We start from the raw sequence: 13,313 nt of genomic DNA, 5'->3' as shown, positions 1-13,313 counted from the left end.
ATCATGCGCACTCTCGCGGTAGCCACCGCGCTCACGCTCACCTTGACCGCATCGCCCGCGTCGGCGGCCACGACGCCTTACCTGCCCCGCCCGACCGGGCACTCACCCGTCGGTGTCACCGCACTGTCGTTCAAGGACACTTCGCGCGCCGACCCGTGGGTGCCCGCCGTGCCCTACCGGGAGCTGATGGTCTCCCTCTTCTACCCGGCGACCTCGGCGAACGGGCCGAAGAAGCAGTACATGACCCCGCTCGAGTCGCAGCTCAACCTCGAACGGCAGAACATCCCCGGCCTGCCGCTGGACGTCTTCAGCACGGTCCGGACGAACGCCGTCGTCGACGCTCACCCGGCCGGGTGGTGGCACAGCCTGCCGCTGGTCGTGCTGTCCCCGGGGTGGACGCAGCCGCGGGCGACGCTCACCGCGCTGGCCGAGGACCTCGCCAGCCGCGGGTACGCCGTGGCGGCGATCGACCACACCTACGAAAACCGCGCCACGACCTTCCCCGACGGCCACGTCACCGGCTGCGCCGCCTGCGAGGTCGACGACCAGCCCGGCTTCTGGGAGAAGTTCGCGCAGGTCCGCACCAGGGACACGTCGTTCGTGCTCGACGAGCTGCTGCGCTCGCAGTGGGGCGCGCTGATCGACCCGCAGCGCATCGGCATGACGGGGCACTCCGCGGGCGGCGCGGTCACCACCCAGGCGATGCTGGCCGACCGGCGCATCCGCGCGGGCGCGGACCTCGACGGCAGCGTGCACGTCCCGATCCCGGCGTCCGGGCTGTCCCGGCCGTTCATGTTCGTCGGCAGCATGGACAACTACACGCCGGGCGCGCCGGGGCCGTACGACGACTGGGAAACGGACTGGACGCACCTGACCGGCTGGAAGCGCTGGATCATGGTTTCCGGCACGGTGCATTCGTCGTTCACCGACCTCGGCGTGCTCGCCGCGCAGCTGGGCGTCGACATCGGCGACTCGATCGACCCCTACCGGGCGTTGACCGTCACGCGGAACTACGTAAGCGCTTTCTTCGACCAGCACCTGCGCTGCCGCCCGCAGCCGCTGCTGGCCGCGCCCTCGCCCGCCTACCCGGAAGTGACCTTCATCGGATGAGAACCAGGACAATCATGGTCGTCACCGCGCTCGCGCTGTCGCTGGCCGCCCCGGCCGCGTCGGCGGACCCCGCGCTCACGCTGGCGAAACCGACCGGCGACCGGCCGGTGGGCACGACCGCCCTGTACCTCAAGGACACCTCGCGCGCCGACCCGTGGGTTCCGTCGGTGCCCTACCGGGAGCTGATGGTCTCCCTCTTCTACCCGGCGGCCCCGCCGGACGGGCCGAAGAAGCAGTTCATGTCGGAAGCCGAGGCGAAGGCCGTCTTCGACGAAGCCGGCATCGGCGGCATCCCGCCCTCGGTGCTGACGACGGTCCGCACGGACGCCGTCGTCGATGCCGAGCCGGCCGGGCGCGACCGGCCCGCCGTCGTCCTGTCGCCCGGCTTCAAGCGGCCCCGCGCCGAGCTGACCTCGCTGTCGGAGGACCTGGCGAGCCACGGGTACCTGGTCGTCCTGGTCGACCACACCTACGAGAACGTGGCCACCACCTTCCCGGACGGCCGGGTCACCGGCTGCGCCGCCTGCGGCGACTACGACACCGAGTTCTGGCAGAAGCTGCAACGCGGCCGCGCGAAGGACGTGTCGTTCGTGCTGGACTCGCTGGCGCACTCGAAGTGGGCGCCGCTGCTGGACGGTTCCCGGATCGGCATGGCCGGGCACTCCGTCGGCGGCACGAGCACGGTGAACGCGATGGTGACCGACCCGCGGATCAGGGCCGGGATCGACATCGACGGCACGCAGAGCGACCCGCTGCTCCCGCCCGGGCTCGACCGGCCGTTCCTGTTCCTCGGCCGCCAGAGCCTGTACACCCCCGGCACCGGCGTCGAATCCGGCACCTGGGACGCCGACTGGAAGCAGCTGAAGGGCTGGAAGCGTTGGCTCACCGTGACCGGCGTGGTGCACCCGTCCTTCACCGACCTCGGCCTGGTGGGCGAGCAGCTCGGCCTCGACTTCGGCGCGACCACCCCCGCCGTGCGGGGGCAGGCGATCACCGCCGCGTACGTCCGCGCGTTCTTCGACCAGCACCTGCGCGGCAGGCCGCAGCCGCTGCTGGACCAGCCGTCCGCGCGGTACCCGGAGGTCACCTTCGCCCGGACGTCGACGCCGTACCTGCCCGCGCCCACCGGGGACCGGCCGGTGGGCAGCACGGCGGTGTACCTGAAGGACACTTCGCGTCCGGACCCGTGGGTGCCGTCGGTCCCCTACCGGGAACTGATGGTGTCGCTGTTCTACCCGGCTGCTTCGGCGAAGGGCGCGAAGACGCAGTACCTGACCGCGGCGGAGTCGGCGGCGTTGCTGGCCGACAGCGGCCTCGACGTGCCGTCCGACACGCTCGCCAAGCTGGTGACCAACTCCGTCGCCGACGCCCGGCCGTCGGGGCGCGGGCTGCCGCTGGTCGTGCTGTCGCCCGGCTACACCAAGCCCCGCGCCACGCTCGGCGCGCTGGCCGAGGACCTGGCGAGCCACGGGTACGCCGTCGCGCTGATCGGCCACACCTACGAAAACGCCGGCCAGAGCTTCCCGGACGGCCGCTTCGCCGGGTGCGCGTCCTGCGAGGTCCCGCACGACGAGGCGTTCTGGCAGAAACTGGAGCTGGGCCGGGCGAAGGACGTGTCGTTCGTGCTGGACTCGCTGACGCACTCGAAGTGGGCGCCGCTGATCGACGGTGCCCGGATCGGCATGGCCGGGCACTCCATCGGCGGCGCGAGCACCCTCCCCGCGATGATCGCCGACCCGCGGATCAAAGCCGGGATGAACATCGACGGCACGACCCACGTCCCGCTGGCCCCGCCCGGGCTCTCCCGGCCCTTCATGTTCCTCGGCCACCAGCTCGGGGAAACCGCCTGCGTCCCGGGCGACCCGACCTGGGAACGGGACTGGACGCAGCTCACCGGCTGGCGGCGCTGGGCCGACGTGCGGGGCGCGCAGCACGCGTCGTTCACCGACGTGGGCCTGGTCGGCGACGAATTCGGCGTCGACTACGGCGCGAAGACGACGGCGCTGCGGACCCGGGAGATCACGCGGACGTACGTCACCGCGTTCTTCGACCAGCAACTGCGCGGTGCGCCGCAGCCGGTGCTCGACCGGCCGGGGTACCCGGAAGTCACGTTCTGCCACTGAGACCGCGGAAGCGGCGCACTGGGGGTGCGCCGCTTCCGCGGTACAACCCCGCCGGTCAGAGCTTGCCGCCCGCGACCGGGGGCATGTCCGGGGCGTCCGCCGGCGGCGTGGCCGACTCGCGGAACAGGTGGTTCTCCACCTCGAACAGGTTGCCGCCCGCGCGCTCGACCACCGTGAGCAGCGTCGACATCTGCGCGACCTCCTCCACCTGCTCCTTGAGGAACCAGTGCACGAACTGCTCGCCGAGGTAGTCCTCCTCCGCGCGCGCCGCCTTCGCCATCGCCTCGATGTCGGCCGTGACCGCGCGCTCCTGCGCCAGGGCCAGCTCGATCGCTTCGTGCGCGCTCGAGAAGTCGTTGCGCACGTCGCCGCTGCCGGGGATCGCCACCGGCTCGTCGCGGTCGAGGAGGTAGCGGACCATCGCCAGCGCGTGGTTGCGCTCCTCGATCGCCTGCCCGTAGAAGCGCTTGGCCAGCCGGGGCAGGTCGCGGGCGTCGAACCAGACGGCCAGGGCGATGTACTGCTGGGCGGCGGTGAACTCGTGGCGGATCTGCGTCCGCAGCAGCTCGGCGAACTTCCGGGTTTTGGCCATGCCCCTCAACCTACGGCGGACCGGGACGCGCAGCTACGCTCGGCGCGGTGAGCTCCCTGCCCGACCTCGGCGGCACCGTCGCCTGCGTGACCGGCGCTTCCGGCGGCGTCGGCCGCGGGATCGCGCTCCGGTTCGCCGCGGCGGGCGCGGCCGTCGCGGTGCACCACCGCCGTCCCGGCGCGGCCGGCGACGTCGTCGCGGCGATCGAGGCCGCGGGCGGGCGGGCCCGCGCGTTCGCCGCCGAACTCACCGACGACCGGGCCTGCCACGCCCTGCTCGACGCCGTCGCGGACTGGGGCGGCCGGCTCGACGCGCTGGTCAACAACGCCGGGATCCAGCCGGTCGAGGCCCTCGGCGAGCTGACCGCGGACAGCTGGCGCGCCATGCTGGACAGCACCCTGACCAGCGCGTTCTCCTGCACCCAGGCCGCGGCGCGGCTGATGGGCGACGGCGGGAGCGTCACGCACATAGCGTCGATCGAGGCCCGGCAGCCGGCGCCCGGGCACGTCCACTACAGCGCGGCCAAGGCGGCGCTGGTGATGCACGCCCGCGGCGCGGCGCTGGAGTACGGGCCGCGCGGGATCCGGGTCAACACGGTGTCACCCGGCCTGATCTCGCGGGCGGGCCTGGCGGAGGACTGGCCGGAAGGCGTCGAACGCTGGCACCGCGCGGCGCCGCTGGGCCGGCTGGGGACCCCGGCCGACGTCGGCAACGCGTGCGTGTTCCTGGCGTCGCCGCTGGCGTCCTGGATCACCGGCCACGACCTGGTCGTCGACGGCGGGGTCACGGCGCACCCGACCTGGTGACCGGCTGCTAGACTGGAACGTGTTCTAGTTCCGGGCCCCCGGGGAGCGCGCGATGTCCGAAAACCCGTTTCCGGTCGTCGACGGCGTGCCACCGGGGCGGGCGCTGCTCGGCGACCGGATCCGCGAGCTGATCGAAGCCTCCGTCCGCGTGCGCGACGGCGAAGCCGACCTCGCCGCCGCCGCGAGCCGGGTCGAAGCCGTCACCGCGGCGCTGCGGGCCGCCGGTGGCGCCAGGCCGCTGCTGCTCGCCGCGCTCGAAGGCGGCGGGCACCTGAGCATCAACAACCCGCTCGAAGGGCCCGGGAACCCGCTGGCCCCGCCGCTGTCGTGGGTGCACGTCGGGCCGGCGTCCGTGTGCGCCGACGTCCTCCTCGGTGCCGCGCACGAAGGACCGCCCGGCCGGGTGCACGGCGGCTGGGTGGCCGCCGTGCTGGACCACGTGCTGGGCCGCGCGACCGCGGCCGCCGGGTTTCCCGGGATGACGGCGTCCCTGACCGTCGACTACCACCACGGGACGCCGTACGCGGTGCCGCTCACCGCGGAAGGCCGCCTGGTCCGCCGCGACGGCCGCAAGCTCCACGCCGCCGCCGAGCTCAAGGCGGGCGACCTCGTCTGCGCCACGGCGACGGCGATCCTCGTCCACTTCAGCGCCGACCGGTTCCCCGTGGCCGCCGGGGACTAGGGCACCAGCGTCGTGTGCCGGGGCGCCTCCGAACTCGACGTCGCCATCAGCACCGCGCAGATCGGCACCGCCATCGCCAGCGCCGCGAGCACGAACACCGGGAACAGGAACGAGAACACCTCCGTGCCGGACGGGTCGGGCGCCGCCGGGTCCAGGTGCAGGCGCACCGCCGCCATGCCCGTGTAGTGCATGCCCGTCACCGCCGCCCCCATCACCAGGCCGGCCGCCAGGCGCGGCAGGAGCTTGTCCAGCCCGACCGTGAACCACAGCGCCGCCGTGGCCGCGACGACGGCGATGACCACCGAGAGCACCACCGTCACCGGGTCGTAGCCGATCGTGCCCTTGATCTGGACCGCCCACATCCCCGTGTAGTGCATGACGGCCACCGCGAGCCCGGTCAGCAGGCCGCCGAGCAGCAGCCGCTTCCACGCGAACCGGTTGCGGACGCCGAACACCAGCAGCCCGCAGAACACGGCCACCACCGACAGGACCGCCGACAGCGCCGTCCGCAGGATGTCGTACCGCACCGGCAGGCCGGGCGTGGAAAACCCGAGCATGGCGATGAAGTGCATGACCCAGATGCCGACGCCGCCGATCGACACCGCCGCCAGCACGAGCCAGGTCAGCCGGGCGCGCGGGCTGTCGGTGGAGCGCGCCTGCAGCGTGCAGGCCAGGCCGAGGGCACAGCCCACCACCGAGGTGAGGTAGGCGAGCACGACGAGCCAGTTGCCCATCGCGAAATCTTGGTGGTCCATGGGCATTTCCGGGCTCCTTCAGGCTTTCCGTGTTCTGGGCGCGTGGTGCTCGGCGAGCGCGTGCTCGGCCGCGGCGATGAGGATGTGCTTCGTCGACTCCGGCGAGCGCGCGTCGCACGTGACGACCTCCACCGCCGCCGGGATCTTCAGTGCCTCGCGCACCTGCTCCGGCCCGTGCTGGCGGGTGTCCTGGAACTGGTTGATGGCCACCAGGAACGGCAGGCCGCGCGACTCGAAGAAGTCGATCGAGGCGAAGGAGTCCGCCAGCCGGCGGGTGTCCACCAGGACGATCGCCGCCACCGCACCGCAGACGAGGTCGTCCCACATGAACCAGAACCGGTGCTGGCCCGGCGTGCCGAAGACGTAGAGGATGAGGTCGTCGGCGAGGGTGAGCCTGCCGAAGTCCATCGCCACCGTGGTGGCGAACTTCCCCGGTACCGCTTCGGTCCGGTCCACGCCGACGGCCGCGCTCGTCATGAGCGCTTCGGTCCGCAGCGGGTCGATTTCCGAGACGGCACCGACGAACGTCGTCTTGCCGGCCCCGAATCCCCCGGCCACGACGATCTTCGCCGAGGTGATCCTGTTGTCAGAGCGCACGTAGTCCACTGAGGACCCTTTCGAGCAGGTCGTTCCGTTCGTCCCAGGAGGCGTCCGCGGTGAGCGTGTCGCGGATCGTCACCTGGCCGGCGATGAGCAGGTCGCCGATGAGCACCCGGGCCACCCCGAGCGGCACGCCGAGGTGGGCGGCCACCTCCGCGACCGACCGCTGGTGCAGGCACAGCTGCGTCACCGCGGCCAGCGGGTTGGTCGGGCTGAAGGGCGCCGTGCGGCCCTCCGCCGTCGTCTCCACGAGGGCTTCCACCGCCAGGTCGACCTTCGGCCGGGTGCGCCCGGAGGTCCACGCGTAGGGGCGGGCCAGCGACGCCGCGTGCCGCCCGCCTCCGCGTCGCCGGCCTTCGGTCACCGGGCCGCTCCCGGGGAGGCCGCGGGCCGCGCCGGGGTCTCGACCACCTTCCCGACCCGGTCGACCAGCAACGTCATCTCGTAGCCGACCAGGCCGATGTCGCAGCCCGGGTTGGCCAGCACCACCAGGTTCGAGCCGTCGCCGACGTTCATCAGCAGCAGGAAACCCTGCTCCATCTCGATCACCGACTGCACGACCCGGCCCGCGGTGAACAGGTCCGCGGTGCCGAGCGCGAGGCTGGCGAGGCCGGACGCGATCGCGGAGAGCTGGTCGGCGCGATCGCGCGGCAGGGTCTCGTTCGCCGCCACGAGCAGCCCGTCCGCCGAGACGAGCGCGGCGTGCGCGACGCCCGGCACGTCCTGGGTGAACGCCGACACCAGCCAGTTCCGGGACCCCTCGGCCACTTGTGTTCCTTCCTGCCGGGTGCTCATCACTGCTCCGCCTCCGGCTCGCCCGCGACCCGGTGCCGGGCCGCGCGCATGCCGCTGTAGTGCCGGGAAAGGTTGTTCCGCACCGCGGCCGGGTCGCGGAACGACGTGTCCTGCGGTTGCTGCGCGCGCGGGACGACGGCACCCGGCGCGAGCTGGGCGCCGGGCTGGCGGGCCGGCAGCCCGCAGTCGGTGAACTCGGCGCCGTCGAGGGTGCCGACGGCGGCCTCCGCGGCCTGGCGGACCTGGTCGGCCGGGGTCGCCCAGGCGCCGGGCCGCGCCGGCTTCGCCGGGGTCTCGGCGAACCAGTGCGACAGCATCTGGTCGAAGATCGGCGTCGGCGGGTCCACCGGCGGCGGTTCTTCGGCGGGCCACCGGGGCTCGAGCTCGTGCCGGGCCGTTCCGTTCACCGAGCCGTTCACCGAGCCGTTGACCGAGCCGTTGACCGCCGGGGCCAGCGCGAGCGGCACCGCCCGGGGCGGCAGGTCGACCAGGATCAGCACCCCCGGGACGTGCACGCTGGCGGTGATGCCGGCGCTCGCGGTCCGCGTGGTCGTGGGCCGCAGCCGGACGGTGATGCCGTGGGACGCGGCCAGCCTGCTGACCACGAACAGGCCCATCCGGCGGGTGGTTTCCGGGCTCACCGCGGCGCCGGCCGCCAGCCGGGCGTTCGCCGCGTCGAGGTCCTCCCGTGTCATGCCGAGCCCGACGTCGACGACCTCGATCAGCAGGCCGCCGTCGAAGCCGCGGTCGGCGGTGAGCACCACCCGCTCGTCCGGCGGGGACGAGCGGATGGCGTTCTCCAGCAGCTCGGCGAGGATGTGCACGACGTCCGCGGCCGCCTCGGCCTGCACCGACCCGCGCGGCGCGTTGCCGAGCGAGACGCGCTGGTAGTCCTTGACCTCCGACGTCGCGGCGCGCAGCAGCTCGACCGTCGCGACCGGGCCGACGTCCCGGCGCACCGGCCGCCCGCCCGCCAGGACCTGCAGGTTCTCGCCGTTGCGCCGCAGCCGGGTGGCGATGTGGTCGATCTGGAACAGCTCGGCCAGCCGCTGCGGGTCCTGCTCGTCGGCTTCCAGGTCCTCGATCACCGACAGCTGCAGCTCCACCAGCGACTGGCTGCGCCGGGACAGCGTCATGAACATCTCGCTGACCTGGATCCGCATCTCGGCCTGCTCGCCGACGGCCAGCCGCACGGCCTGCCGGTGCATGTCGTCGAAGGCCCGCGCGAGCTGCCCGATCTCCTCCTCGGAGTCGACCGGCAGCGGCGCGGTCGCCCGCCAGTCGACGTCTTCGCCCTCGCGGATGCGTTCGATCGTGCCGGGCAGGCGGCGGCGGGCGGTGTCGACGGCGGCGGCGTGCAGCCGCCGGATCGGGGCGACCACCGACCGGGCCACGGCCAGCGCGACGGCGAGCGCGCCGAGCAGGGACGCGAGCACCAGCGCGGCGTCGCGCAGCGCGTCGGAGCGGGCGGTGTTGGTCTGCGCGCCGACCGCGTCCGCGAGCGCCTTGACCTGCTCGGCGAGGATGGTGCCGAGCGCCGCCCGCCTCGCCTCGGGGCCGCCGGCGCCGGGGCTGGTCGCCGCCGCGAACCGGGCGGCCGCCGCGCCGGCGGGCAGCTCCCGGCGGAGCTGGCCGGTGAGCACGGTTTCTTCGGCCGCGGCGCGTTCGGTGGCGGTGACCGAAGTGGCTTCGGACCGCCCCGACAGCGCTTCCTGACCAGCCAAATCGGACCGCAGCTGCACCAATGTCACGGCGATGCCTGCCGAAGCGTCGAGATCGCCATTCCCGGCCTGCTCCGCGATACCCCCGATCACCTCGCTCAACGCGACGGTGAAGTCGTGGTAAGCCGCGGTTTTCGCGGCCGGTGAACCGGTCTGCTGCCGCAGGTCGGCCAATTTACCGAGCTGATCTTCCAATGTCCGCGACAGCTCCGGGCTGAGCTGCGAAAAGGCGGCGTCGTGCCGGACGGCGGCGGCTTTCGCGTCGACGGCGGCGGTCTGCGGGGCGCCACCGTCGTGGATCATCTCGTCGTCGGCGAGCCCGCCGAGCTCGGCAATCCCTTGCACAACCGGCATTTGGTCGCGGACGGCGCTGAGCCCGCCCGCCCGGGCGAGCTCGCCCTGCACCCGGCTGCCCGCCAGCAGCAGGGCGACCAGGACGGGCAGCAGCAGCACGACGGAGATCTTGGTGCGCAACCGCCAGCTGCCGGGATTCCAGGATGCGACGGGACGGCGTGCTGGGGGTTCGTCTTCTTTCATCGGTGGCTTGGCTCGATTCGTACCGGTGGCCCGAGAACGATTTCCGGTTCCTTTTCCGCGGAATTCAGCCGGAGACGTAACTCCGGCGACCGCGGTCCTGTCAAGGAACGCCCGCCGTTTCCCCCGTACGCACCAGCGACACAGCGTGAACTGCCACCGCACGGCTTTTTACCCTTGCGGAGGGTGAAGGCGAGCCGGAATCGGCCGCCGATTCACGGCCGGGTACGTGAATTTCCGCCGACCACCCTTGATCGCGGCCCGCGCGGCGGCGGATACGCTCGGGCCGGAAGGGAGTGCGCCCGGCGTGTTGAAAGTTCACTTCACGGAAGCGGACCTGGCGAAGGTGACGATCGCCGGGGACGCCGACCCGATGTGGGAGCTGCTGATGAGCAGCTACCGGATCCGGCGGCCGGAGGGTGAGCCGTTCTTCGGCCGCTGGCGCCGGGGATCACGCTCCGCGATCCCGGCGTCCGGCCGGCTGGTGATGTCGGCGGTCCCGCCGTACGGCTACTGCCCGGACTTCCTCACCCCGGCCGGCGCCCGCAGCATCGACGAGGGTGTCGCGGCGCTGCTGGAGACGCCGGAGCGCGCGCTGGCCGCCGACGTCGCCGAGCTGGCGGCGCAGGGCACCCGCGTCCCGGTGTGGCTGCGCCGCGTCGCCGACGGCGAGCCCCGCGAGCTGCGGCGCCTCGGCACGGCCCTGCACGACTACTACCGCCAGTGCGTCGCCCCGGACTGGCCGTCGGTGCGCCGGGCGGTGGCCCACGACCGCCACCGCCTGCAGTCGGCCCTGGACCGCGGCGGCCCGCAGCTGCTGCTCTCGACGCTGCACCCGGACATCACGTGGTCCCCGCCGGTGCTGCGGGTGCGCTTCCCGATCGAGCAGGAGCTGCACCTGGACGGCCGCGGGTTGCGGCTGGTCCCGGCGTTCTTCGCGCACGGCATGCCGACGACGTACAAGGACCCGGACCGGCCGCCGGTCCTGGTGTATTCGATCAGCCACCCGCGGTTCGACAGCGACGCGGAGCCGGGCCCGTCCCTGGCGGCGCTGCTCGGCCACACGCGGGCCCGGGTGCTGGTGACGATCGCGAAGACCCGCTGCAACACGAGCGAACTGGCGGACCTGACGGGCATTTCCCCGGCGACGGCGAGCCAGCACGCGTCGGTGCTGCGGGCGAGCGGGCTGATCAGCAGCTCGCGGTCGGGGAAGTCGCAGATCCACGAGCCGACGCCGCTCGGCCTGAGCCTGATCCGCGCGAGTTGACGCCCTGCCGCAGCTTGTCGTGAGTGGTAAGGCGAGTTAGAACTCGCCTTACCACTCACGAGGCCGCGGGAGACCAGCGAACCGTGCGCGGGCTTCCGGGGTCGTGTTAGCCTGTCGCCGTGCTGCGTCCGATGTCCTGGCGACTCGTAACCCGGCGCGCCGGCTGAACCCAGGTTGCCGGCGCGCTGCGTCGGCGATCGCTCTTTTCCGGGACCTGGCCCCGATCTCATCCCTTCTCGAACTCCGGGAGATCCGCCATGTCCACTTCCTTCGCCGTTCCCGCACCCCGCTCGGCCATGCTGCTGCGCCGCCGGATCGCCGCCTACTTCGTCGGTGGTGCGGGGGAGGTTCCCGCGCTGGTCGGTGCCCTCGAAGGCCGTCGCGTGCACGAACTCTCCGTCGACATCAAGGACGGTGTCCGCGAGAGCAGCATGGTCTGCGCCGTCCTGCTCGCCACCGACGAGACCGAGGCCCTGCTCGACCGGCTGCGCACCCTGCCGGCGGTCGTTTCCGCCGAGCTCGGCTGAGAGGTGCGGCCGTAGTGGCGCCGCCTCGTCGGCCAGCGCTCGCACAGAGGCCCCGGGGCTGCCAGCCGCGCGACACGCACCATCAGTTCAAGAGGTCTGAGCAGGCATCGTCGAAGCCAGGCTCGGTTCCGCCATGCGGACATATCCGTACACCCGTGGCCGGTGGGGCGATGACGGGTGACTTCTCGCCCAGTGTGAGAACCTGGGCGCCCGTCTCGAACTCCAGCCTGCACAGCCGGATCTCCTGCAGCAGGCGGTTGTATGCCACATGGCGCAGCGACGGCACGATGACGTATGGCGCCCGTGTACGCCGCAGCTCCTCAATCAGGTCATCAATGGCCGTCGTCATGCCGCCGTTGAATTCGAAGTAGAAGCCGGCGAACGTGCACCCCTGTTGGTCCGCGTAATCCATGAGTTGATCTTCCAGAGCTTTGACCTGGTGGTCTGGCGCGTCGGCGGGAACGCGCAGGTAGCCGTAGGCCAGCGGCATGGTTCACGTCCTTGTCGTTTCAGGCAGGTGGGTGACATCCCGACGACTGGGGCCGTTGGCCTCGGGCGGCGACGACAAGCGGGAGTTCGCCCGTGGCCCGAGGGACAAACCGGCCGCCGGGAGGCCTGATCACAAAACCGCAGTCCAGTCGGCCGATCCACCCCGTCTACCGGTGATCTTGAGAGACAGATTATCCCGGTTCAACCGGGACAATCTGCGCGACCATCCGGGTCCGGTACGGTTCCGGGCCACGCACCGCGAAGGGGTTCCACGATGCCATCCGTCACGCGCAGTCTGCGGCAGCAGCAGCGGCAACTGGCAGCTGAGCTGCGCACGCGGTCGAAGACCTGGGTCGAAATCGCGCAGGTTTTTGCTGAGCGCTACCAGGTCAACATGCGCGTGGCCCTGCGGCTCGTTCGAGGCTGGAGCCAGCGACAGGCCGCCGAAGCGTGGAATGCCCGGTGGCCAACCGACCCGAAGACGTTCAAGAACTTCTCTTACTGGGAGCTGTGGCCCGGCGGCACGGGGCACGCGCCGTCGCTGGCGGTGCTCGGCAACCTGGCTGAGCTGTACGAGTGCAGCTTGGCCGACCTCCTGGCAGACGCCGCGGACTTCCGCACTTTCGATGAGGTGCACCAAGCGCACCAGCAGCTGGCCGTGCTCGACCAGCCCGCCCGAGCCAATACACTGCAGGACTTCGTGGCCCGGCTGGACCAGGTGGATGCGCAAGAGCTGGCCCGGCTGGCAGCCACCTGGACGCAGGCCGGCGGCAACCCCGTCAGCCGGCGGTCGCTGCTGCTCAAGGTCAGCGCCGCCCTGTCTTCGGCCTCCGCCGGATGGGCTTTGGCGCCCGACCCGGCCGCCGCCGACCCACTGCCTGAAGTGCCGCCAGCCGACGACGACCTGTCCGGGATCTGGCACAGCCAGCACCGCTATCCCAGCACCGGACGGCGCAAGACCCTGACCGGTGAGCACTACGTCGTGCTGCGCCAACACGGCAATCGGCTGGTCGGCCTGAGCCTGCCGCACACGACCGGCTCGCGGCTGCGCTTGGAGCTGGCCAAAGACATGGCCGTGGCCACCGGCACCTGGCGGGAGCAGACCTCACCGGGTGGCTACTACCGAGGCGTTACCTACCACGGGACGCTTCAGCTCGTCGTGGATCCAGTCGGCCGCCGCATGAGCGGCATGTGGCTCGGGTTCGGCCGGGACTTCGCCGTCAACAGTGGCGATCGGCAGCTCAGCCGCTGTGAAACCGATACGTCACAGGTCGCCCAGCGGGCCTACCACGGCAAAGTTTGACCACGTCCG

Annotated in this window: 14 protein-coding genes; 7 read left to right on the top strand and 7 right to left on the bottom strand. The window is 72.1% G+C overall.

What is annotated here, in order from left to right:
- Window positions 1-3: 3 nt before the first annotated feature.
- Both OO60_RS22930 and OO60_RS48345 read left to right on the top strand, forming a co-directional pair.
- A complete protein-coding gene (locus OO60_RS22930; RefSeq protein WP_004563072.1) occupies window positions 4-1,110 on the top strand; it encodes an alpha/beta hydrolase family protein in 1,107 nt (368 codons plus the stop codon).
- Window positions 1,107-3,233, top strand: a complete 2,127-nt coding sequence (locus OO60_RS48345) for a poly(ethylene terephthalate) hydrolase family protein (RefSeq protein WP_033262064.1) — start codon at window positions 1,107-1,109, stop codon at window positions 3,231-3,233. The genes OO60_RS22930 and OO60_RS48345 overlap by 4 nt, the downstream gene beginning before the upstream one ends.
- Before the next feature lie 55 nt (window positions 3,234-3,288).
- On the opposite strand, the gene OO60_RS22920 is transcribed toward OO60_RS48345, so the two are convergent.
- Entirely contained in the window at window positions 3,289-3,825 is a 537-nt protein-coding gene (locus OO60_RS22920; RefSeq protein ID WP_004563074.1) for a ferritin, read from the bottom strand.
- A gap of 56 nt (window positions 3,826-3,881) precedes the next feature.
- Here OO60_RS22920 and OO60_RS22915 point away from each other — a divergent pair, with 56 nt between their 5' ends.
- Together OO60_RS22915 and OO60_RS22910 are read left to right on the top strand one after the other, a co-directional pair.
- Window positions 3,882-4,631 carry an SDR family NAD(P)-dependent oxidoreductase gene (locus OO60_RS22915; protein WP_033262135.1) on the top strand — a complete coding sequence of 250 codons (750 nt, stop codon included), beginning with the start codon at window positions 3,882-3,884 and terminating at the stop codon, window positions 4,629-4,631.
- Between the two features lie 52 nt (window positions 4,632-4,683).
- On the top strand, window positions 4,684-5,313 hold the full coding sequence (locus OO60_RS22910) for a PaaI family thioesterase (protein ID WP_033262063.1): 630 nt from the start codon (window positions 4,684-4,686) through the stop codon (window positions 5,311-5,313).
- Here OO60_RS22910 and OO60_RS22905 read toward each other — a convergent pair.
- The 5 genes from OO60_RS22905 to OO60_RS22885 are packed head-to-tail and all read right to left on the bottom strand — an operon-like array spanning window position 5,310 to window position 9,658.
- On the bottom strand, window positions 5,310-6,068 hold the full coding sequence (locus OO60_RS22905) for an MHYT domain-containing protein (RefSeq protein WP_004559338.1): 759 nt from the start codon (window positions 6,066-6,068) through the stop codon (window positions 5,310-5,312). The two genes, OO60_RS22910 and OO60_RS22905, sit on opposite strands and share 4 nt — an antisense overlap.
- Before the next feature lie 18 nt (window positions 6,069-6,086).
- Window positions 6,087-6,674 carry a GTP-binding protein gene (locus OO60_RS22900; RefSeq protein ID WP_004559337.1) on the bottom strand — a complete coding sequence of 196 codons (588 nt, stop codon included), beginning with the start codon at window positions 6,672-6,674 and terminating at the stop codon, window positions 6,087-6,089.
- Window positions 6,655-7,032, bottom strand: a complete 378-nt coding sequence (locus OO60_RS22895) for a DUF742 domain-containing protein (RefSeq protein ID WP_004559336.1) — start codon at window positions 7,030-7,032, stop codon at window positions 6,655-6,657. The genes OO60_RS22900 and OO60_RS22895 overlap by 20 nt, the downstream gene beginning before the upstream one ends.
- Complete coding sequence (locus OO60_RS22890) at window positions 7,029-7,463, bottom strand: roadblock/LC7 domain-containing protein (protein WP_033262062.1); 435 nt, start codon at window positions 7,461-7,463, stop codon at window positions 7,029-7,031. Before OO60_RS22890 ends, OO60_RS22895 begins: the two co-directional genes overlap by 4 nt.
- Window positions 7,463-9,658 (bottom strand): HAMP domain-containing sensor histidine kinase, encoded by a 2,196-nt coding sequence (locus OO60_RS22885; protein WP_033262061.1) that lies wholly within the window; start codon window positions 9,656-9,658, stop codon window positions 7,463-7,465. The genes OO60_RS22890 and OO60_RS22885 overlap by 1 nt, the downstream gene beginning before the upstream one ends.
- A 367-nt stretch (window positions 9,659-10,025) precedes the next feature.
- Here OO60_RS22885 and OO60_RS22880 point away from each other — a divergent pair, with 367 nt between their 5' ends.
- Window positions 10,026-10,985, top strand: coding sequence for an ArsR/SmtB family transcription factor (locus tag OO60_RS22880; RefSeq protein ID WP_033262060.1), 960 nt, complete (start codon window positions 10,026-10,028; stop codon window positions 10,983-10,985).
- Window positions 10,986-11,242: 257 nt separating this feature from the next.
- Window positions 11,243-11,512 (top strand): hypothetical protein, encoded by a 270-nt coding sequence (locus OO60_RS22875; RefSeq protein ID WP_003063824.1) that lies wholly within the window; start codon window positions 11,243-11,245, stop codon window positions 11,510-11,512.
- 82 nt (window positions 11,513-11,594) lie between these two features.
- On the opposite strand, the gene OO60_RS22870 is transcribed toward OO60_RS22875, so the two are convergent.
- Entirely contained in the window at window positions 11,595-12,002 is a 408-nt protein-coding gene (locus OO60_RS22870) for a serine integrase family protein (protein ID WP_003063825.1), read from the bottom strand.
- 273 nt (window positions 12,003-12,275) lie between these two features.
- Here OO60_RS22870 and OO60_RS45025 point away from each other — a divergent pair, with 273 nt between their 5' ends.
- Window positions 12,276-13,304 (top strand): hypothetical protein, encoded by a 1,029-nt coding sequence (locus OO60_RS45025; RefSeq protein WP_003063828.1) that lies wholly within the window; start codon window positions 12,276-12,278, stop codon window positions 13,302-13,304.
- The last annotated feature ends 9 nt before the right edge of the window (window positions 13,305-13,313 follow it).

This window comes from Amycolatopsis vancoresmycina (assembly GCF_000716785.1).
In the GTDB taxonomy this organism is placed as follows: Bacteria; Actinomycetota; Actinomycetes; order Mycobacteriales; family Pseudonocardiaceae; genus Amycolatopsis; species Amycolatopsis vancoresmycina.
This window is presented reverse-complemented; position numbering and strand designations above follow the sequence as displayed.